A 21519-nucleotide genomic window follows, 5' to 3' on the forward strand; every position below is an offset into this window, starting at 1 on the left:
ATGGCATTTCGTCCATTGCATGATCGCGTTCTCGTCCGTCGGGTCGAGGCCGAAGCAAAAACCGCTGGCGGGATAATCATCCCCGATACAGCTCAGGAAAAGCCACAGGAAGGCGAAGTCGTCTCCGTTGGCGCAGGTTCCAAGGCAGAAGACGGCACTGTGACGCCGCTTGATGTCAAGGCTGGCGACAAAATTCTGTTTGGCAAATGGTCGGGCACCGAAGTCAAGATCGACGGTGAAGACCTGCTGATCATGAAGGAATCGGACATCTTGGGAATCGTTTCCTAAGCGACGAATGGTTTGAATCACCCAGCCTTCGCTGGGGCACACAATTAAAGGAAAAATATCATGGCTGCTAAAGACGTGAAATTCGGCCGCGATGCGCGTGAACGCATCCTGCGCGGCGTAGACATTCTTGCTGACGCTGTAAAAGTAACACTTGGTCCAAAAGGCCGTAATGTTGTCATCGACAAAAGCTTTGGCGCACCGCGCATCACCAAGGACGGCGTTACCGTGGCCAAGGAAATCGAACTGAAAGACAAGTTCGAAAATATGGGCGCGCAGATGGTCCGCGAAGTTGCTTCGAAGACTAACGACATTGCCGGTGACGGCACGACCACTGCCACCGTTCTTGCACAAGCGATTGTTCGCGAAGGCATGAAGTCGGTTGCAGCGGGCATGAACCCAATGGACCTGAAGCGCGGCATCGACACTGCGGTAAACGCGGTTGTTGCTGACCTTGTAAAGCGTTCGAAGCCAGTTGCTGGTTCTTCGGAAATCGCACAGGTCGGTACGATCTCTGCAAATGGTGAAGCTGAAATCGGTAAGATGATTGCAGACGCCATGGAGAAGGTCGGCAAGGAAGGCGTTATCACCGTCGAAGAAGCTAAGGGCCGTGAAAGCGAGCTCGAAGTTGTCGAAGGTATGCAGTTTGACCGCGGTTACCTGTCGCCATATTTCATCACAAACACCGAAAAAATGTCGGTCGAGTTGGACAATCCGTACATCCTGATCCACGAAAAGAAGCTCGGCAATTTGCAAGCCATGTTGCCAATCCTCGAAGCTGTGGTGCAGTCGGGTCGTCCATTACTCATCATCGCTGAAGACGTTGAAGGCGAAGCGCTTGCAACTCTGGTCGTCAACAAGCTGCGTGGCGGCCTGAAGATTGCTGCTGTAAAGGCACCAGGCTTTGGCGATCGTCGCAAGGCGATGCTGGAAGATATCGCGATCCTCACCAAGGGTGAAATGATCAGCGAAGATCTCGGTATCAAGCTTGAAACCGTTACCTTGGGCATGCTTGGCCAAGCCAAGCGCGTCACCATCGACAAGGACAACACCATCATCGTCGACGGTGCTGGCGAAACCGATGCGATCAAGGGCCGCGTTGAAGCGATCCGTGCGCAGATCGAAAACACCACGTCGGATTACGACAAGGAAAAGCTGCAAGAGCGTTTGGCGAAACTCGCCGGCGGTGTTGCTGTGATCAAGGTCGGTGGTTCGACCGAAGTAGAGGTGAAAGAACGCAAGGACCGCGTCGACGACGCGCTGCACGCAACCCGCGCAGCCGTTGAAGAAGGCATCGTCCCAGGCGGCGGTACTGCACTTCTTTACGCAACAAAGGCTCTTGAAGGCCTAAAGGGCGTCAATGACGACCAGACACGTGGTATCGACATCATCCGTAAGGCGATTGTTGCTCCATTGCGTCAAATCGCGGCCAACGCCGGATATGATGGTGCGGTTGTTTCGGGCAATTTGTTGCGCGAAAATGACGAGACCATGGGCTTCAACGCATCGACCGATGTGTATGAAAACCTCGTGGCGTCGGGCGTTATCGACCCAACCAAAGTCGTACGTACCGCGTTGCAAGATGCCGCATCGGTTGCTGGTCTGTTGATCACCACTGAAGCAGCAATTTCAGACGCACCAGAAGACAAGGCCGGAGGCGCTGGCGGCATGCCAGGCGGCATGGGCGGCATGGGCGGCATGGGCGGTATGGACTTCTAAGTCCAAACCCTCAGCTCAAGCTGAAACAAAAGCGGGCCGGAGGGGAAACCTTCCGGCCTTTTTGTTTGTCACGGCAAGTGTGTCAGCGGCCCATGTGTTGAAGCATTTCCCCCATTTTCTGGTGCAACATGTTCATACCCTTCAATGGACGTACCATGACTTTGAAATGGGTGATGAGGCCGTCATCGTCGCAAGTGATCATATCAACGCCGTTAATGGCAACGCCGTCGATAACGGTCTCGAACTCTAGGATTGCACTATTCTGACGGTGCCATTCGCCGACATATTTGAATTCCGCATTGCCCAAAGTATGCCCCGCCGCCGCGAGATATTTGGCGGTGATCGCTTTGCCCAGTTGGGGCGTGTGGACGACGGGGCTTTCGAAGACACAGTCGTCATGTAGGATCGCGGCGATGGCATCTACATCGCGTGACAAAGCGACTGTGTGCCAGATTTCAGCTGGGTTTGGCATGTTCAATATCCTAGGTCGAGGTTCACCATTGGCGCGAGTGCCTCGCCCTTGCGATAGCGCTCCAGATTTTCGAAGAAACGCGTGGCCGAACGGACAAACATCTTGTCCTGCGCGCGACCCGAAAGATGCATGGAGATGTGCGCATTATCGAGCGTCCAAAGTGTATGGTCGGCAGGAAGCGGCTCAGGCGTGGTAACGTCTAAGAACGCCGCAGCGATTTGCTTGGTCTGAAGCGCTGTCACCAACGCCTCCTGATCGACAACTGACCCACGCGCAATGTTGATGAGCGATGCGCTGGGCTTCATCGCCGCAAGCTCGGCAGTGCCAATCATGTCGTCGGTCTCTGCAGTGGCTGGCACGGCGAGTATGACCCAGTCAAAATCGCCTAATACCGCTCGCCATTGGTCTGGCGTGAGCGTGTTTGGTCCTGCCGAGCGGCGAACAACCGTTACATCGACTCCAAAGGGCTTTAGCCGTTCCTCAATCAGCTTCCCGATTGCGCCATAGCCAAGGAGCAATGCCTTTGATCCAAACAGTTCGACCTTACCCGGTGAGTCCAGAAGCCATTTGCGGCGTTCTTGCGCGCGCACAACTTCGCGGTAGTTCTTTGCCACCGTTAACATGGCCATTACGACATATTCAGCGATGGTGACGGCGTTGATACCTGCGCCATTGGTGACAACGCAGCCTTGCGCTTTCAACTGCGCCAGCGGCATGCCATCCACGCCTGCGTAAATGCTGTTGAGCCATTTCATGTTGGTGGCGGCATTAATGACGGCGGCCATATCGCCCTTGTCATACATGTCGAACCAGCCAATCTCGGCCTGCGGCCCAAGCGCAAGCGCCTCGTCCTTGGACATGAAGAAATGCGGCTCGATCCAGTCGGGCAAACGCGTTTCAATGAGCGGACGCACAAGCCCCGACATTACAAGTTTCGTTTTGGTCATATATCTAGTCCCCAGTCCCAGCCAAGCGGGTCGCCATCCATAACCTCGACACCCTTGGCTATGAGGTCATCGCGGATAATGTCGGACTTGGCAAAATCCTTTGCTGTGCGGGCCTCTTTGCGGGCGGCGAGGGCGGTTTCAATTTCGTCTTCTGTGATGATCGCGGTTTTGGGCCGGGTGCGGAGGTCGGTGCGCGAGAGGGCCATAAGGTTGATACCCAGCACAGCGTCCATCTCTGCAATGACTGCAAGTTGCTGTGCGACATCGACCTTTTTCAGGCCGACGAGGGTTTCCAGGGACGTGAGTGCGATGGCGGTGTTGAGGTCGTCTTCGACTGCCGCACCAAAATCACGTAGCGTCGCCGCAATAGCCGGGTCAACGTCACCCTGAACGTCGGTCACCGGAGGTGAAACAAGTTCAACATGACGGACCTTAAGGTTGGAGACCCCCATAACCATCCGCTTCAACCGCACAAATGCCGCCTGCAAACCTTCCCAGCTGAACTCCAGCTCGCTGCGATAATGGGCCTGCAGGCACATTAGGCGGTAGGCGAGGGGGTGGAAGCCTGTGTCGATGAGCAATTGCACGCGCAGGAACTCGCCCGATGACTTGCTCATCTTGCCGCTGCGTTCGATTAGGAAATTGTTGTGCATCCAGAAACGGGCGCCGCTGTGGTCGCTGCCGCAGCGCGCCTGATTTTGCGCGATTTCATTGGGGTGATGGATCTCGCGATGGTCAATGCCGCCGGTGTGGATGTCAAACGGCAAGCCAAGCAACGCCTCTGACATAACCGAGCATTCGAGATGCCAGCCCGGCGCGCCTTTGCCCCATGGACTGTCCCATTCCATCTGCCGTGTTTCACCCTTGGGTGTCTTGCGCCAGATGGCAAAGTCGGCGGCGTTGCGTTTGCCATCGACCTGTTCGATCCGGCCCTCTCCGTCTTCGGTCTTGGCGCGGGCCAGCGCGCCGTAATGGGCGACGGTTGACGTGTCGAAATACAGGCCGCTTTCGAGTTCGTAACAATGCTTGTCCGCAATGCTCGCGGCGTAGTCAATCATCGCAGGGACATAATCCGTCGCGATCGACCAATGGGCAGGCTGGCGGATGTTCAACGCCTTGATATCGGCCCAATAGGCCTCGGTATAATGGCGCGCGATATCCCAGATGGATTGCGCCTTTTCGGCCGCCATCTTCTCCATCTTGTCTTCGCCGGCATCGGCATCGTCGGTCAGATGGCCGACATCGGTGATGTTGATGACATGGGTTAGCTTATAGCCCTTATACGACAGCACCCGCCCCAGCGTATCGGCAAAGACATACGCGCGCATATTACCGATATGCGGGTAGTTATACACCGTCGGCCCGCACGTATACACACGCGCTTCGCCGGCATGAACGGGGGTGAAGGTTTCCAGTTGCCGGGTCAGGCTGTTGAAGAGTTTAAGCTCGGACATAGATTGGCGATGCTGGAATTGGGGGTAGAGGTCAAGTCACCGCGGGGTGAACATGTTTACGGCGATGCTTCGTCCAAGGCCGCGGCTTAATTCCCATTGGCCTATATATTGTCGAGATTGCAACCGCGTTCGGCCAATATCGGGCGCAGCGCGCGATAGGCAGCGGGCGTCTTGTTCAGCGGGATCGTGGGGTAAAGATGATGAACGATGTGATATTGCATGCCCGATGACCAGATATTGCCCAACCTGCTTTTGAAGGCTCTTGTATCCCTATACCGTCCTTGTCCATCGGCGGGGTGATGCGGCGCCCAGCTGAGGTAGAATGAAATATAGGTCAGCGCCACATGGCGCGGCAGCCACCACAGCAAGGCCGCTTCTATGGCATAACCGCTCAATGCCAATGCGGCGAGGATGCCAAAGAATAGGGTTTTGCTGATAATCGCATCATTCAGCGCCGCCTTGGCCGCTGGGCTGTCCCATTGCTGCAATATCTCACCGTACCGGTTAAATCCGCCAGTTGCCCTTGGTTGGCGATTGACGACCGTTTTCCAAAGTGCGTGCAATGGCCCCGATGCGTGGGTTGAATAGTCGGGATCCAGAAGCGGATCATTGGCGTGCTTATGATGTTCCATATGCGTGATCCGCGCCGTGCGCAGCGGCAGGGTTAACGGGATGAGGGACCAGTGCCCCACAAGCTCGTTAAACCATTCCAGCTTCGATCCCTTTGGCGCGATGATATAATGCTGCGCATCATGCGACGGCAGATAGCTCATCGTGATATTGATCGAGGCGATGATGAAACCGAGCCATAATGGCATCACGCCGGTAAAAACGAGTGGCCATAATGCCAGCCATATGGCGGTATTCGTGATGCCCCAAAACACCATGAGCCAAGGGATGCCTCCCGTAAACTGGTCGGCAATTGCCTTTTCCTGGGCCCGAAGGCTTTGGCTGGTCATATCCATTTGCCCCGATACGTCGCAATCAACCCCAGCACGGTCCCGATGATCAGGCCTAATGCCAGCGGCGATAACGCAAAAGGTGCCTGCAATTCGAGCTTGAGCATCACTTGCGCAACCAAGGGCGCAAGGAATGCGATGCCAAAGAAAAACGGGCCGAAAAAGAAGAGAGATTTGACGAAGGACATTATGTTCAACTAATCAGCTTATCTAAGGAGCGTCAACGTTTCAAAACCCGTCCCACCGTATCGCTTGGTCAATTTCCACACGCGGGACGGTAAAATTGTTAACCGCTGCGTCTGCATCACGATAGCCAATCGCCATACCGCAGAAGAAGATATGCGCATCATCGATGTTCAGCAGTTCGCGCATCGTCGTGCCGTACATGGCCCAAATTTCCTGCGCGCAACTGTCGAGGCCTTCTTCGCGCAGCAAGAGCATTACGGTTTGCAGCCACATGCCCATGTCCGACCATTGTGGCGGGCCCATATATTTGCGGGTATATGTGAATAATTGCACGGGCGCGCCAAAACTATCCCAGTTTTTCGCCATCTGCGTGATGCGGCCAGCGCCGTCTTCACGTGCTAGCCCAAGCGCATCGAACATCGCCTTGCCCACGCCGCGGCGCTGGTCTTCGTATCGGCCATCCAAGCCCTTGGGGTAGATGTCATATTCATGGCCATCACCCATCGGGGCAGTGGCGGCCTTGGCCTTGATCTTTGCCGTCAGGTCAGCCAGCGGTTGTCCGGTGAGGATGACGGCGTTCCAAGGCTGCGTATTGCCGCCGGAGGGCGAACGTTGCGCCTTGGCCAGAACGCGCGCGAGGGTGGCTTGGTCAACTGGATTATCCAGAAATTGCCGGACAGAGCGCCGTGAGACAACGGCATCGGTAACGTTCATGTATAATCCCCACAAATTTAATCGGCTGATTAACGCATATTGTGCGGGGAGTGAAAGGCAAGCCTATTCCTCGTCAAATAATCCCGCCAGTTGCTCAATCATCGTTCCGCCAAGCTGTTCAACGTCCATGATCGTCACCGCGCGTTTATAATAACGCGTCACGTCATGGCCGATGCCTATGGCGACCAGTTGAACAGGGGAGCGCGTTTCGATCATCTCGATGACCTTGCGCAAATGCTGTTCGAGATAACCGCCATGGTTCACGGACAAGGTGCTGTCGTCAACGGGCGCGCCGTCGGAAATCACCATCAATATGCGGCGGTCTTCTGCGCGCGCGATCAGGCGGTTATGCGCCCAAAGCAGCGCCTCGCCATCGATATTTTCCTTCAGCAACCCCTCGCGCATCATCAGGCCAAGATTACGCTTGGCATGACGCCATGGCTCGTCGGCCTTTTTGTAAATGATATGGCGCAGGTCATTCAGGCGGCCGGGCATGGGTTGGCGTCCAGCGGCAAGCCAATCTTCACGTGCCTGCCCACCCTTCCACGCTCGGGTGGTGAAGCCCAATATTTCCGTTTTTACCCCGCAACGTTCCAAGGTGCGCGCCATGATATCGGCGCTGATCGCGGCAATGCTGATCGGGCGTCCGCGCATGGACCCGCTGTTGTCGATCAACAACGTCACAACCGTATCGCGGAACTGGGTCTCGCGTTCGATTTTGTAGGACAGTGAGCTGCCCGGGGACACAATCACGCGGGCAAGGCGCGCGGCGTCAAGCATGCCTTCTTCTTGGTCGAAATCCCAACTGCGGTTTTGCTGCGCCATTAGGCGGCGTTGCAGGCGGTTGGCGAGTTTTGTTACCACCGATTGCAGGTTCGACAATTGCTGGTCGAGATAGGCGCGAAGGCGGTTGAGTTCTTCTTCGTCGGCCAGTTCGAGTGCGGTGATTGTCTCGTCATATTTGGTCGACCAGATTTTGTAATCGCTTTGCGGCAGATGGTCCCAATTGCGGCGCTGCGGCGTGACGGGCTGCATGCCATCATCGCCCATTTCGCCATCGGCGCCATCTTGGTCGTCCATGTCTTCGCCGTCATAATCGGCTTCGGTCTCTTCGCCTTCGCCCTGCTGCGGCTCGGCGCGGGCTTCGGCTTGGCCAGATTCGCCCTCGCCCTCGTCTTCGCTGTCGCCGTCTTGGTCTTGGCTGTCCTCGGCATCGTCCCCACCTTCGTCGGAGTCTGACGGGTCAATATCGCCTTCGGTGAGGTTCAGATGCTCCAGCATCGATTGCGTCAACGCGGCAAAGGCCCGTTGATCATCCAATGCAAGCGCAAGTGCATCAAGGTCACTACCGGCATTTTCCTCAATCCAACCACGCAGCATGTCGACCCCAGCGGCTGCACCAGCGGGGACGGGCAAGCCTGTGAGGCGCTCGCGCACGATCAACGACAATGCTGTCGAGATAGGCACTTCGTCGGCGGCCTGGGCGCGGCTGATAGGGTCAGTGCGCAGTTTTAGCTCAAGCGCATGGCCAAGGTTTGCCGCGATGCCTGCCATGTTGCGCGAGCCCAGCGCCTCGACCCGCGCGTTTTCCGCGGCGTCAAAGGCCGCGCCAGCGATGACTTCGGACGGTCGCAAGGCGGCATGGCGCGCAGCATCATGATGTTTCAGCTTCAGTGCAAAGCTGTCGGCAAATCCCCGTGCTTCGGCCACCTGATCGGGTGGAAGCAAGCGACCCGGCATTGGAACCTTGAAATTTTTGCCAGCCTGGCTTGGCGCATCGGCGGTGAAGGCCAATTCGACCTCAGGCTCATGCGCAAGTGCGCGGGCCGTGCCCGTCAGAACCTGCTTAAACTGCTCAAGGGGGGATTCATGCGACATTAGTCAGGCAGTCTTTTGCATGGGGCGGCTGAAATTAGGCAGGTAGTCCCTACCTGCAACCGCTGCGCTATCGCTCTGCGCAGATTTATAGCGCGGGTTTTGCGCGAGCGTGCTGTGCGGGATGTCGCCATATTCGACAGCCGTGGTGCAGCCCGCGCGCAGCAGGGACAAATGCAAGAGAGGCGTTTTACGCATCATTACCCTTTGGGATTGGCCGCCCGCCAAGCTTTTACCGCGTTCAAGGCGCCAGATACATGGCCCTTTACGCCAAGGTCGGAATAGGCAAACAGCACTTTGCCATCAGGCGCAATGACATAGGTCGTGCGGTTCGTGATGCCGGCCATAGGCAAGCTGACCTTGTAATCTTTGATCATTGGCTTGGTCGCGATGCCAACGGCGAATTTGTTGCGGCATGCTTCAACTGAAAAACGCTTCAGCGTATCGATATTGTCTGCTGACATGCCCACAAGCGATGCGCCATACGCGGCAAAGTCGTCCGCAGCTTCGGAAAATTCATGCGCCTCAACGGTGCAACCCGACGTGAATGCCTTCGGATAGAAATAAAGCACAACGGGCCCGCGCTTCAGCGCCTTATTGAGGTTGAAGGTGTCAGCCTTGCCAGCCAGAACGGCTTGCGTGGTAAAGTCGGTTGCCCGTGTTCCAGCTTTCAGCGCGGCAAATGCCGGTGAGGTGGAGAGCAGAAGCGCGAGTGCCAGTGCGATGCGTTGCATAAAGCGTCCTTTCAATTTGGAACGGCGAGATAGCCGTTAGTTACTTTGTTTTGCCAATAACGCTTTCAGGCAGATCTTGTCCAAAAACGCGCTGATAATATTCGGCGACCAAGGCGCGTTCTGCATCGTCACATTTGTTCAGGAACGACAAGCGGAATGCAAAGCCTACATTTTTGAAGATCGCGGTGTTTTGAGCCCATGTTATAACTGTACGCGGGCTCATAACCGTTGAAATGTCCCCATTGATGAAGCCCTGACGGGTCATTCCTGCGACCTTCACCATATTGGCGACCGTCACGGTGTCTGTACCCGATGCCTTGGCCAAAACGATTTCGCTTTCGACCTGCGCCGGCAAATAGTTCAGGCCAACAACGATGTTCCAACGGTCCATCTGGCCCTGATTGATCGCTTGCGTGCCGTGATACAGACCGCTGGTGTCACCCAGACCAACGGTGTTGGCCGTGGCAAAGAGGCGGAAAAACGGATTAGGCCGAATGACGCGGTTTTGGTCGAGCAGCGTCAGCTTGCCTTCGGTTTCAAGTACGCGCTGGATCACGAACATCACGTCAGGGCGGCCAGCATCATATTCGTCGAACACCAATGCGGTTGGCGTCTGCAGCGCCCAAGGCAATAGACCTTCGCGGAACTCGGTCACTTGCTGGCCATCGCGTAAGACAATGGCGTCACGCCCGATGAGGTCGATACGGCTGATATGCGCATCAAGGTTGATGCGTATGCAAGGCCATTTCAGGCGCGCGGCGACCTGTTCGATATGCGTCGATTTTCCTGTGCCGTGATAGCCCTGAACCATCACGCGGCGGTTAAAAGCAAAGCCAGCGAGGATCGCCAATGTGGTGTCGGGGTCAAAGACATAGCTGTCGTCTGTGTCTGGCACCCGTTCGTCGGCGATTGAGAAAGCAGGGCATTCCATATCGACATCAATACCGAACACCTCACGCACGCTGATCATTTTGTCAGGTGCAGCGAGGATCGTCGTATCGCGGCTGTCGGCTTGGATATTTGGAATGTCGGTCATGTCGTCTCTTCTCGGTTAATTTATGATGTCCCGGTACCGTTCGTGGGGAATATGCCGGACGCGAACGGGAAGGGGAGGTTGTTCGTTACGCGAACGCGCTCTGCTTTTTTAAATGCGTATAAGCAGCAATCACGTCTTGCAAAGCCTTTTCATAAGACCGGTTGCCGCCATTTTTATCCGGATGATAGGCACGCACCTTTGCGGAATAGGCGCTGCGCAACGCCCGCCGGTCCGCATCCTCGCCAAGCCCTAGCGTCTTTAACGCCTTACGGTCCTCAGGCGACAGAAAATGGCCGTCGGCACGTTCCTGTGGCAAGCGCGAACGGAACCGCGTGGAAATGGCATCCAGCGGGTCTTTGAAGTCCGCCCATTTGGGCGGCGAATCAACATTGCCGTTCGCGCGAAAGGCATGTGTCTCGCTTGGCCATGCATAAATGGGGCTTTGCGCCATGGAAATCTCGTCTGCCGTCATGCCAGTAAACCAGTTGTAACCGGCGTTAAACGCGCGGACATGGTCGAGGCAGAGATATTGATAGTCACCCGGACCATTGGCCGATGCTGCTTGACCGTGCGCGTCGGGCGCGCGAAACTCGCCGGCTTCGCGGCAACGCGGATAGGCGCATTGCCGCCCGCCCCCTTGAATGCGGCCGTGAAATCGGTCAGTGGAACGGTCGGCGGCCATGATTTTCCTTGGCGAAAAACCTGCCATATGTGAAGGGCGGCGGATGAAAAAAGGTCCTGCACATATAGAAATCCAAATGCTGCTTGAAACAGCATTCGCACCAAGCCGCCTTGCGGTTATAAACGACAGCGCAAAACATCATGGCCATAGCGGCGATGATGGGTCTGGCGAATCCCACTTTACGATTGAGATTGAAAGTGCATTATTTACAGGCGTATCTCGCCTGACGCGGCAGCGCATGGTGAACAAGGCGCTGGGTGATATTCCCGGAACGCGGGTGCATGCGGTTGCAATCAAAGCTAGTGCGCCGGGTGAAGTTTAGATATTCCAGCACACATAACAGGCCATAGCGGAGAAGAATACATGCCTAATTTGACTAAAGCTGTTCTTTTGGCTGTTTTATGCGCTTCCCCTGCTTGTACCGCTGATGCAGAGACGAACCGACCGAAGGTGTACACAGACATCGTCGCCTGTCGCGCCTTGGCCGATGCCGGCGCGCGTCTTACGTGCTTCGATGCGGCAACCAAGGCGTTGGAAGACGCCACCGACAACCGTCAGATTGTGATGTTGAACCAAGATGTTGTGCGCAAAACCAAAAAGTCTTTGTTTGGTTTTTCCTTACCCAAAATTCCGTTTTTTGGCGAAAGCGACGCAGAACAAGAAGCAGAATTCAAACAAGTGGAAGGCGATCTGGCGGGCGTTCAATCAATAGGTGCCGGTAAATACCAGTTCATCGTCAAAGATGCAGGGGTCTGGCAGACAATGGAAGCGACACCCTTGCTCTTGAAGGATGGTAAACCATTCACCATCAAACGCGGCGCGCTTGGCAGCTTCTTGCTGGTGATGAACGGCCGGGGCATCCGCGTGAAGCGGGTCAGCTAAGCAAAAAGGCAAACTGATATGATTGAGCTTTCCTCGCACCGCCTGTCGCTGTCGACGGGCATATACATGGATGCGTTTACGGCTGGTGATCCCAAGAATCTGGCGATTATTTTCCTGCACGGCTTTCCCGAGTCACACCGGACTTGGCGGCATCAGATCGCACATTTCTCTGATCGTTTTTATTGCATTGCCCCTGACCAGCGGGGCTATCGCGGTACATCAAAGCCTAAAGAGGTGGAGGCGTATACAGCCGACAAATTGACCGCCGATATCTTCGCATTGGCCGATGCGCTTAATGTGCAGCAATTTGTGATCGCCGGGCACGACTGGGGTGGCGCAATTGCATGGAGCGTTGCGTTAAATGGTCAACCCGATGCCCCCAACCCTGCATGGGCAGGCCGCGTACCGTGCGCTGTTATTGCCAACGCGCCGCATCCATATCTTTTTCAACGCCTGTTGATTACAGATATGAATCAGCGGGCATCCAGCCAATATATGATTGATTTTCGCGATACATCAAATGATGCGCTTGTGCGGGATCAGGGGCTGACCGGTTTAATGCTCGAGACCGTTAAATGGGATAAGCCGAGCACTATGGAGCCTGAGGAACGTTCTGCGTTGCTTGCGGATTGGGCGGACCGCGATGCCTGTTTCGGCATGCTCAACTGGTACCGCGCCTCTGCGCTATATGTGCCTACGATGGATGAAGATGCCGAAATCCCGGCCTTTGCCACTGTTGCGTTTCCGCGGCTGATGATCCCGACCTTAGTCGTCTGGGCTATGGACGATCTCGCTTTGCCGCCAAGTAATATCGATGGCATCGAAGAATTGGTTCCCGACGTGACAATCGCCCCGGTCGAGAATTGCGGACATTTTGTCATTTGGGAGCGACCCGATGCGGTGATCGCGGCGATGGAGCAATTCTTACGCTAATCATGGTGCGTATAAGATACGAGTGTGCTGATGCTAAAATCACATCGCACCATAGGCACTGCGATATTGCCCTTTCTGCCCGCGCGCCCTAAAGCGCGGCCATTGTGACTGAACCAATCATCTTTGCCATCCCCAAGGGACGGATCCTCGACGAAGCTTTGCCGTTGATGCAAGCGGCAGGCATACAGCCTGAGCCGGCGTTTTTTGACGAGGCTAGCCGCGCGCTTCTGTTTGCGACCAATGACCCTGCTGTTAGCATCATTCGCGTGCGCGCATTCGACGTGGCGACCTTTGTGGCCCATGGCGCGGCTCATATTGGCATCGTCGGGTCCGACGTTATTGACGAATTTGATTATTCGGAGCTTTACGCGCCTGTTGATTTAGGCATTGGCCGCTGCCGTATATCGGTTGCGATGCCGCAGGGCGCAACGGACGATGTCCATGGCGGGCATATCCGCGTCGCCACCAAATATCCCACCACAACGAGCCGTTATTATCATGCCCGCGGAATTCAGGCCGAATGTGTGAAGTTGAACGGCGCGATGGAACTTGCGCCTTCGCTTGGGCTTTCGGGGCGCATTGTTGACCTGGTGTCTTCGGGCAAGACACTGGCCGAAAACGGGCTCGTCGAAACGGCAATCATTTCCCAAGTGTCGGCGCGGCTTATTGTCAACCGTGCGGCCTATAAGATGATGAGCGGGACTGTTCCGGCCATGGTGCAACGTTTTAGAGAGCTGACGGGATCACGTGCAGCGGCTTAATGCATCCGATTCTGGCTTTGCCGACGCATTTGACGCGTTGGTAAATGGGCGGCGAGAGGCGGATGCCGACGTATCGAGAGATGTCGTGCAGACTATCCGCGATGTGCGGGCCCACGGGGACGCAACGCTGGTGGAAATGACACAGCGCTTTGACGGGTTTGACCTTAATGATACCGGTTGGCAAATTGATGCGGCGCAGTGCAAGGCGGCTTATGAAGGGCTGGATGCAGACTTGCGGGATGCGTTGACGCTCGCAGCGAAACGTATTGAGGCCTATCATCAAGCGCAGCTGCCCGAAAATCGCGATTATCGCGACAGTGACAATGTCCGGCTTGGCGCGCGCTGGTCCGCGGTTGATGCCGCAGGGGTCTATGTGCCCGGAGGCCGGGCTGCCTATCCTTCCTCGGTGTTGATGAACATTATTCCGGCCAAGGTGGCAGGTGTCGCGCGTATTGTCATGGTTACCCCTACCCCGGGCGGTGAGACCAACCAGACCGTGATGGCTGCCGCGCATGTGGCGGGTGTCGACGAAATCTGGCGCGTGGGCGGCGCGCAAGCGATTGCGGCGCTGGCGTATGGAACCGATCGTATCCGGCCCGTCGACGTCATCACTGGCCCGGGAAATGCTTGGGTCGCAGAGGCCAAGCGTCAGCTTTATGGTGTTGTTGGCATCGACATGGTTGCCGGACCTTCGGAAATTGTCGTGGTTGCTGATGCCCAAAATGACCCCGATTGGATTGCCGCCGATTTGCTTAGTCAGGCCGAGCATGACCCCACAAGCCAGTCGATCCTGTTCATCGACAACGCCGATTTCGCAGACCAAGTTTCAGCCGCAGTTGATGTGCAGCTTGCGGCGCTTTCAACGGGCGCGGTTGCGCGGGCCAGCTGGACTGATTTCGGAGCTATTGTCGTTGTCGATGATTTGGAAGGCGCGATGCCCCTGGTCAACCGGTTGGCGGCGGAGCATTTGGAGCTTGCGGTCGATGATGACCGCGCAGAACGCTTGTTCGACCTTGTCCGCCACGCAGGGTCGGTTTTCTTGGGCCGCATGACGCCCGAGGCGATTGGCGATTATGTCGCTGGGCCAAACCATGTATTACCCACCGGTCGGCGCGCGCGCTTTGCGTCTGGTTTGTCCGTGCTCGACTTCATGAAGCGGACCAGTTTCATTGCGCTCGACAGAAACGCCATCAATGTTATCGGCCCAGCAGCAGCAACGCTTGCCGACGCCGAAGGTTTACCCGCCCATGCGGCGAGTGTCAGGAAAAGATTATGAGTGCGCATAACGCCAGTGCGAAATCCAAATCCCGTTCGGCTGCGCGTCTTGCGTCTGTGCAGGCGTTGTATCAAATGGATATGGAAGACATCGGTATTGCCCGTCTGTTGAATGAATTCCACTCGCACCGTCTGGGGCAGGAAATCGAAGATGCGCAATATGCGGATGCCGACCCCGATTTCTTCGATGACGTTGTGTCGGGCGTTGATGCCCGTCGCGCGGAAATCGACGCGCTGGTTGATGGCAAACTTGGCGAAAAATGGAAGATGGATCGTCTGGACAAGACGATGCTGCAGCTTCTGCGTTGTGGCACCTATGAATTGATCGCGCGGCCCGATGTGCCAACGGCGACGGTCATCGACGAATATCTGGATGTCGCCCATGCGTTTTTCGACAAGAAGGACGCCAAGTTCGTGAATGGCTTGTTGGACGCCGTTGCGAAGGACGTGCGCCCCCGCTGAGCGCCTTTTTTCCGATAAAGGTTCTGATTGCACATGCGATACGTTAACGTGGCGCTATGACCACCGAATCCACGTTCATCAATCTGTTGCGTAGTTTTGCCACTGATCCCGCTGCGCGCGGTTTGTTGGATGATGTGGCGGTGATCGACATGGGTGACGCATCGTTAATCATCACGCACGATATGATGGCGGAGGGGGTGCATTTCCGGTCAAATGCAAATCCTGCGGATGTCGCTTGGAAGCTGGTTGCGTCCAATCTGTCTGATCTTGTCGCAAAGGGCGCAGCGCCCATCGGCGTGCTGCTTGGCTTCATGCTTGGCGATGATGCCTGGGACAGGGCATTTGTCGCTGGGTTGGAAAAGGCGCTGGCGCATTACGAGGTAGCTTTGCTTGGGGGGGATACGGTGGCCAATCGCGGCGACAAGCGCGCGCTTGGGTTAACTGCCCTTGGCATGGCGACGCATCGCCCAGTGCCCTCGCGCGCGGGCGCGCAGTTGGGTGATATCTTATATGTGACGGGCACGCTTGGCAATGCGCTTGCCGGTTTTGAGCTTATGGAGGCCGGTTTTGATGAGGTTGGGCCGCTGGCCGATGCGTTTAACCGGCCAGTGGCGCTAGTGTCCGATGGTCAGGCGCTGGCGCCATTTGTAACCGCCATGATGGATGTGTCGGACGGCTTGCTGCTGGATAGCGAACGCATGGCCGCCGCTAGCCAAGTTGGTATCGAAATCGACCTTGCCTGCGTGCCTTTGTCGCCTTTATATATAAGTTGCCGCACCGACAGCCTCGAAAGCCGGTTGCAGGCCGCAAGCTGGGGTGATGATTACCAATTGTTGTTCACAGCGCGGCCAGACGTGACGGTACCCGTGCAGGCAACCGCCATTGGCTGTGTTTTATCCGGCGGCGGTCTTACCTTGAAAGAGGGCGCGAACCCGGTAAAATTGCCCCCGATGCTCGGTTATCAACATTAATAAGCCAAACCGGCCCACAAGGCCGTTTTTATGGGTTGCGTCATACTATAAAGCCACCCTATACCGCAGCCGCTTTTGTGCCTTTCTGGGTACACTGGAAGAGAGTTTCTAACAAAGAAAAACGGGGAAGGGACAGTTTATGTCTTTGTCAATTATGGCTATATTGTGCGGGCTTGTTGCCGTGCTTTATGGAATTATAACAAGCCGCTCGGTGCTTGCTGCATCAGCCGGTACACCGCGGATGCAGGAAATTGCAGCCGCTATCCAGGAAGGCGCCGGCGCTTATCTGGCCCGCCAATATCGCACTATCGCCATTGTTGGCGTGATCGTTGCGGTTTTGGTCGGTGTGTTCCTCGGGCCGCTGTCTGCGGTCGGTTTCGTCCTTGGCGCTGTGTTGTCTGGTGCGACCGGCTTTATCGGGATGAATATCTCGGTTCGCGCCAACGTCCGCACTGCGCAGGCCGCTAGCGAAAGCCTTCAAAAAGGCCTGACGATGGCATTTAATGCCGGTGCGATCACTGGTATGCTCGTTGCCGGCCTTGCGTTGCTCGCGATTGCCGGTTTCTTCTATTACCTGACCGAAGTCGCGATGAACCTGCCGAACAGCCGTCCGGTTATCGACGGTTTGCTGGCATTGGCGTTCGGTGCATCGCTGATTTCGATCTTTGCGCGTCTGGGCGGTGGTATCTTTACCAAGGCCGCGGATGTCGGTGCTGACCTGGTTGGTAAGGTCGAAGCAAATATTCCTGAGGACGACCCCCGCAACCCTGCGACGATCGCCGATAATGTCGGCGATAACGTTGGCGATTGTGCTGGTATGGCGGCCGACTTGTTTGAAACCTATGTTGTGACCATTGGCGCAACGATGGTTTTGCTTGCCTTGTTGATGCCAGCTACGATGCCAGCGGCTGAACTGTTGAACCTGATGTCGTTGCCACTGGTTGTTGGCGGTATCTGCATTCTGACCTCGATTTTGGGAACCTTTTTCGTCCGTTTGGGCGGCGGTACCAACATCATGGGAGCGATGTACAAGGGCTTTCTGGTCACTGCAGTCGCTTCGATTCCGGCGATTGGTTATGTCACATATCAGACGCTCGGCGGCGATATGAATGCCGTAGTGACCTATAGCACCGGCGGTTTCACTGGTTGGACATTGTTCTATGCCATGATGGTCGGCTTGGCCGTCACCGGGCTTCTGGTCTGGATCACGGAATATTATACCAGCACCAATTACCGTCCGGTCCGCTCGATTGCCAAGGCATCGGAAACCGGTCACGGTACCAACGTCATCCAGGGCCTAGCGATCAGCCTTGAATCAACAGCATTGCCGACTTTGGTTATTTGTGTTGGCATTGTCGTCTCGTTCCAGTTGGCGGGCATTATCGGTATTGCGTTCGCTGCAACCTCGATGTTGGCTTTGGCCGGTATGGTCGTCGCGCTGGACGCTTATGGGCCGGTCACTGATAACGCAGGCGGTATCGCTGAAATGTCGGAAATGGATAAATCAGTCCGTGAAAAGACCGACGCGCTCGACGCAGTGGGTAACACTACCAAGGCCGTGACTAAGGGCTATGCCATCGGTTCAGCGGCTCTGGCGGCACTCGTTCTATTTGGTGCCTACACCGCTGACTTGGCGTTCTACTCGGAGAAGCTCGGCCTTGCAGAAGGCGGCGTCGATTTCACCCTCATGAACCCCTACGTCATCGTCGGTCTGCTACTGGGTGCGTTGTTGCCATATCTCTTCGGAGCAATGGGCATGACTGCAGTAGGCAAGGCAGCCGGTGAAGTGGTAAAGGACGTGCGTGACCAATTCGCCAGCAACCCCGGGATCATGGATGGCACGTCGAAGCCTGATTATGCCCGCACCGTTGATTTGGTGACCAAGGCAGCGATCCGCGAAATGATCATTCCTTCGTTGCTGCCGGTACTGGCACCAATCGTCGTGTATTTCGTGATCAGCTGGGTCGCTGGCTCGGCACAGGGCTTTGCGGCTCTTGGCGCGCTTCTGCTTGGTGTGATCGTCGGCGGCCTGTTCGTTGCTATCTCGATGACCTCGGGCGGCGGCGCATGGGACAATGCCAAGAAATATATCGAAGATGGCCACCATGGCGGAAAAGGCTCGGAGGCCCATAAAGCAGCCGTAACTGGCGATACCGTCGGTGACCCTTATAAGGACACCGCTGGACCTGCTGTAAACCCAATGATCAAGATCACGAACATCGTGGCCTTGCTTCTATTGGCAGCATTGGCCCATGGCGGCATGTAAATTTTAACATTAGTTAAGCTTTAAAAACCCCGCTGGAAAGGATTCCGGCGGGGTTTTTTCAGGATACGTCTTTCATTTGTTGGCCGATATTCGGTCGCGATTGGCTGGCTAAACGGCCAACTTAGAACCGCTTTCTAACGCTCAATTCAAAGACGCGGCCGCGTGGGTCGATATAGCCTTGTTGATAACCAAGTGGCACATTGCCGTTTTGGGCACGCACATCGACGATATCGTTCAGGATGTTTTCGACACGCAATGTTATGCGGCTTCCTTTGAGAAAGGGCGCAGCCTTAACCACGCGGGCTTGTTGGTCGAGATTAACAAACAGAAATGTGTTAATAGCGGCAACGCCACTAAACCGCAGATCGTTACTGCCGAGAAGGCCGGTGCCCTTGGCAGTTGTCCCGCTCTTGTAGGTTCCTTGCAGACGCAAACCGAAGCCCTTGTGAAACATACCGCCCGAAAGCTCGACTTCATGCCGTGCCGCGCCACCATTGCTGCTCGTGGCTGAACCATTGAGCAAGTCCAAAATCGGCACGCCTGGGCGAATGAGAATTTCTTCCTGAATACGGTATGTGTGGTACAACGCGATATTCCAGCGGCTTGGTTGCCCACCACCGGCGCCAAATCCACCGCCGCCACCGAATCCTCGGCCGCCGGCAGCACGTGGGGCGCCTGCAGGGGGGGCAGCAGGGGCGCTTGTGGCAGCGGCTGGGCCTCGGGGTGTTCCTGCACCAGGAGGGCCGCCAAAAGGCCCTCTGGCGGCTGGCGCAGCGCCAATGCTGCCCGACACATTAAAGCCCCAGCGGATGCGTTGCGATGTTTCGCGGTCGAAATTGACGGGGCGCTGGTCAATACTCACCAAGCGGCCATCTAAATCGCGCACAACGCGGCCGGCGAAGGCGGCTTCGATTTCTGGCGTGAGCAAAGGGAGTGCGGCGGTCGTATTGTGGCTGTTGTTTTTGAAATAGCTAAACTGAAGTGCGAAATCCTTGACGAATTTCGGTGTCCAGTTGGCGTTCAGGATAAGATCGCGGCGCTTTTCGCCGATAAGGGCAGGGTTTCCGCCAGTGATCACGTTAATGAACAGGCTTTCCCCGCGGGTAAAATCATAGGTGGCAACATTGGGTGTAACCAAAGTCGGGTTGCCGAGTTGGCCAATTCCTGGCGCGTTTTCGTCGCCAGTAATGGATGCCTGAAAGGTCAAATTGCTGGCAGGGGCCCACCGCAGGCCAGCGCCATAATCCAACAATTGGCCAAAATCGGACAAATCGCTGGACCCAATATTGCCGTTGATTGCCCATTCGCCAATCACCGAGCCAAGGCCGAAGTCCCGGTTAGTGAGCGGCAGTTCAGCGTTGACTGAATGGTTCATGATATTCCGGCGCAGCGCCACATCATTAGTAACCGATGAGCGCCATGTTTCACTGTTCAGCATTTGCCGCGTTAAGCCCGAGGCAAAAGTCATTTGTACGTCGCCCGCTGGCAATTTCAGCACTGTTCCTGCAAGCGTGCTGCGCACATCCATATTCTGGTTCAGGCTGTTGGCGAGATCGGGGGCGAGGAACAGCAAGTTCGCGCCAAAATCGGCTGCAAACGGGTTGATGGTTCCGGCAAGGACGCCAGCTCGCAACGCGGTGAAATCGGCATTGCGTGTGGTGCGTGTTTGATTTGCCGTGCGCGCATAATTGCCCGTCACTGTCCAACGCCAACTGCCAAGCACATGGTTGAATGTGCTACCAGTCTGGAACACATTGGTTTCGCTTTCGCGCTCCAGTGGGCGTGGTGCGTCGAAATAGCGGCTGATTGTCACATCCTGCCCAAATGGGGAGAACGGACTGTTACCCGGCAAGACAAAGCTGGTACCAGGCAAGCCAAGCAAAGATTCGCTGCCGTTCAGCGCATAGTTGGCGTTAAGCGACAGAATAGTTTGCGGTCCAAGCGACTTGCTCCATGTGCCGTTGACTTCAAGCCGTTCGGTGCGGGGAAGCAACGTGCGGACATCTCCGATATTGCTATCGTTTAAGCGGTTTGCAGTGGTGGCAAATTGTGACAGCGATGGGTTGGTAATGCCTAAAGGTATTCCGGCTTGCGTCACACGACTTCTGGCCAGAGCGCTGAGTGCTGGCGCAATTTCGCCATTGAGGCCAAGGCCGCTAACATTGCCGCCGCGGGCCAAAAGCGAACTACCCGACCCAATCAAGTCGCGCTCGGATTCCGTCAGTGCAGTTGATCTTTCCAGTTCAATATCAAGGTTGAACCGCGTCTTGCTTCCGATCCGTGTCAACGTGGCTTCCACTTGGTCTGTGCCAAAGCCGCCGTCTTCGGGCTGCGCATGCTCAATTTCCGTGGCAAAGGACGCAAAGTTATCTTTAAGGATGAAATTAATGACCCGCTGGTCAGGACGAAAGCCATATTTCAACGCTACTTCTTCGGGGAAAATTTGAACTTGCCGAATGGCTTCGGGCGGCAAGTCCCGAAGTTCCCGAAATCCCGAAACGCGTTGTCCATTGAGCAATATGATGGGCATGCCGCCGCCGCGGCCACGTCCGGAATTGGCCTGTGGTGCCACTGCGGCGACCAAGTCGGTCAATGAAGATGCGCCAACGGCCGCAATGTCTGCTTCGTTCAACTCCTCAACCGGTGGCACGTCGGTGTCCACTGACCCCCGAATGCGCTCGGCGGTTACAACAATCTCGCCAGATGAATTTGCTTCAACGGGTTCAGCGACATCGTCACTGGAAATAGCGACTGTGCTTCCGGTGGATTGAACATCGTTTGTTGCCATGGCGGGCACAGCAGTCGACGCAAGCAAAAGCACACTGAATAAGGAACGTTTCATGGGGGGGACTCAAGCTATATCGTTGTTACGGGCATACATAACGTATTCTTGGACATTAGAAAGG

The 21519-nt window shown here is 55.9% G+C and carries 22 protein-coding genes; 10 read left to right on the top strand and 12 right to left on the bottom strand.

Features of this window, described 5'->3' with window-relative positions:
- Together groES and groL are read left to right on the top strand one after the other, a co-directional pair.
- The gene (gene groES, locus QE270_RS07335; protein WP_300037393.1) at positions 1-288 is read left to right on the top strand and encodes a co-chaperone GroES; all 288 of its coding nucleotides are present in this window, start codon (positions 1-3) and stop codon (positions 286-288) included.
- Positions 289-348: 60 nt separating this feature from the next.
- On the top strand, positions 349-2004 hold the full coding sequence (groL, locus tag QE270_RS07340; RefSeq protein ID WP_295490368.1) for a chaperonin GroEL: 1656 nt from the start codon (positions 349-351) through the stop codon (positions 2002-2004).
- 82 nt (positions 2005-2086) lie between these two features.
- On the opposite strand, the gene QE270_RS07345 is transcribed toward groL, so the two are convergent.
- The 11 genes from QE270_RS07345 to QE270_RS07395 form a co-directional block, all read right to left on the bottom strand.
- Entirely contained in the window at positions 2087-2476 is a 390-nt protein-coding gene (locus QE270_RS07345) for a nuclear transport factor 2 family protein (RefSeq protein WP_300037396.1), read from the bottom strand.
- A gap of 2 nt (positions 2477-2478) precedes the next feature.
- The gene (locus QE270_RS07350; RefSeq protein ID WP_300037400.1) at positions 2479-3423 is read right to left on the bottom strand and encodes a D-2-hydroxyacid dehydrogenase; all 945 of its coding nucleotides are present in this window, start codon (positions 3421-3423) and stop codon (positions 2479-2481) included.
- Positions 3420-4877: a cysteine--tRNA ligase gene (cysS, locus tag QE270_RS07355; protein ID WP_300037403.1), complete on the bottom strand. Its 1458-nt coding sequence runs from the start codon at positions 4875-4877 to the stop codon at positions 3420-3422. Before cysS ends, QE270_RS07350 begins: the two co-directional genes overlap by 4 nt.
- Before the next feature lie 101 nt (positions 4878-4978).
- Positions 4979-5836 (bottom strand): fatty acid desaturase, encoded by an 858-nt coding sequence (locus tag QE270_RS07360; RefSeq protein WP_300037406.1) that lies wholly within the window; start codon positions 5834-5836, stop codon positions 4979-4981.
- The gene (locus QE270_RS07365; protein WP_300037454.1) at positions 5833-6024 is read right to left on the bottom strand and encodes a hypothetical protein; all 192 of its coding nucleotides are present in this window, start codon (positions 6022-6024) and stop codon (positions 5833-5835) included. Before QE270_RS07365 ends, QE270_RS07360 begins: the two co-directional genes overlap by 4 nt.
- 40 nt (positions 6025-6064) lie before the next feature.
- Positions 6065-6736 (bottom strand): nitroreductase, encoded by a 672-nt coding sequence (locus tag QE270_RS07370; RefSeq protein ID WP_300037409.1) that lies wholly within the window; start codon positions 6734-6736, stop codon positions 6065-6067.
- 63 nt (positions 6737-6799) lie between these two features.
- Complete coding sequence (gene cobT, locus QE270_RS07375) at positions 6800-8614, bottom strand: cobaltochelatase subunit CobT (protein WP_300037412.1); 1815 nt, start codon at positions 8612-8614, stop codon at positions 6800-6802.
- A gap of 3 nt (positions 8615-8617) precedes the next feature.
- Positions 8618-8812 (bottom strand): hypothetical protein, encoded by a 195-nt coding sequence (locus QE270_RS07380; RefSeq protein ID WP_300037415.1) that lies wholly within the window; start codon positions 8810-8812, stop codon positions 8618-8620.
- A complete protein-coding gene (locus QE270_RS07385) occupies positions 8812-9345 on the bottom strand; it encodes a peroxiredoxin (RefSeq protein ID WP_300037418.1) in 534 nt (177 codons plus the stop codon). Before QE270_RS07385 ends, QE270_RS07380 begins: the two co-directional genes overlap by 1 nt.
- 40 nt (positions 9346-9385) lie before the next feature.
- Positions 9386-10381, bottom strand: coding sequence for a cobaltochelatase subunit CobS (cobS, locus tag QE270_RS07390; protein ID WP_300037421.1), 996 nt, complete (start codon positions 10379-10381; stop codon positions 9386-9388).
- 85 nt (positions 10382-10466) lie between these two features.
- The gene (locus QE270_RS07395) at positions 10467-11063 is read right to left on the bottom strand and encodes a J domain-containing protein (RefSeq protein ID WP_300037424.1); all 597 of its coding nucleotides are present in this window, start codon (positions 11061-11063) and stop codon (positions 10467-10469) included.
- Positions 11064-11106: 43 nt separating this feature from the next.
- Here QE270_RS07395 and QE270_RS07400 point away from each other — a divergent pair, with 43 nt between their 5' ends.
- The 8 genes from QE270_RS07400 to QE270_RS07435 all read left to right on the top strand — a co-directional run bounded on the left by QE270_RS07400 (position 11107) and on the right by QE270_RS07435 (position 18613).
- Complete coding sequence (locus QE270_RS07400) at positions 11107-11385, top strand: BolA family protein (protein ID WP_300037427.1); 279 nt, start codon at positions 11107-11109, stop codon at positions 11383-11385.
- Between the two features lie 41 nt (positions 11386-11426).
- Positions 11427-11945, top strand: coding sequence for a hypothetical protein (locus QE270_RS07405; protein ID WP_300037430.1), 519 nt, complete (start codon positions 11427-11429; stop codon positions 11943-11945).
- 18 nt (positions 11946-11963) lie between these two features.
- Complete coding sequence (locus QE270_RS07410; protein WP_300037432.1) at positions 11964-12878, top strand: alpha/beta hydrolase; 915 nt, start codon at positions 11964-11966, stop codon at positions 12876-12878.
- A gap of 104 nt (positions 12879-12982) precedes the next feature.
- A complete protein-coding gene (gene hisG, locus QE270_RS07415; RefSeq protein WP_300037436.1) occupies positions 12983-13639 on the top strand; it encodes an ATP phosphoribosyltransferase in 657 nt (218 codons plus the stop codon).
- The gene (gene hisD / locus QE270_RS07420; RefSeq protein ID WP_300037439.1) at positions 13626-14915 is read left to right on the top strand and encodes a histidinol dehydrogenase; all 1290 of its coding nucleotides are present in this window, start codon (positions 13626-13628) and stop codon (positions 14913-14915) included. The genes hisG and hisD overlap by 14 nt, the downstream gene beginning before the upstream one ends.
- A complete protein-coding gene (gene nusB / locus QE270_RS07425) occupies positions 14912-15376 on the top strand; it encodes a transcription antitermination factor NusB (protein WP_300037442.1) in 465 nt (154 codons plus the stop codon). Before hisD ends, nusB begins: the two co-directional genes overlap by 4 nt.
- Before the next feature lie 56 nt (positions 15377-15432).
- Entirely contained in the window at positions 15433-16347 is a 915-nt protein-coding gene (gene thiL / locus QE270_RS07430; RefSeq protein WP_300037445.1) for a thiamine-phosphate kinase, read from the top strand.
- Between the two features lie 139 nt (positions 16348-16486).
- Positions 16487-18613 carry a sodium-translocating pyrophosphatase gene (locus tag QE270_RS07435; protein ID WP_300037448.1) on the top strand — a complete coding sequence of 709 codons (2127 nt, stop codon included), beginning with the start codon at positions 16487-16489 and terminating at the stop codon, positions 18611-18613.
- A 121-nt stretch (positions 18614-18734) separates the two neighbouring features.
- Here the strand turns inward: QE270_RS07435 and QE270_RS07440 are convergent, their stop codons facing one another.
- Complete coding sequence (locus QE270_RS07440) at positions 18735-21455, bottom strand: hypothetical protein (protein WP_300037451.1); 2721 nt, start codon at positions 21453-21455, stop codon at positions 18735-18737.
- Positions 21456-21519: the final 64 nt, after the last annotated feature.

The organism is Sphingorhabdus sp. (assembly GCF_029865925.1).
GTDB lineage: Bacteria > Pseudomonadota > Alphaproteobacteria > Sphingomonadales > Sphingomonadaceae > Sphingorhabdus_B.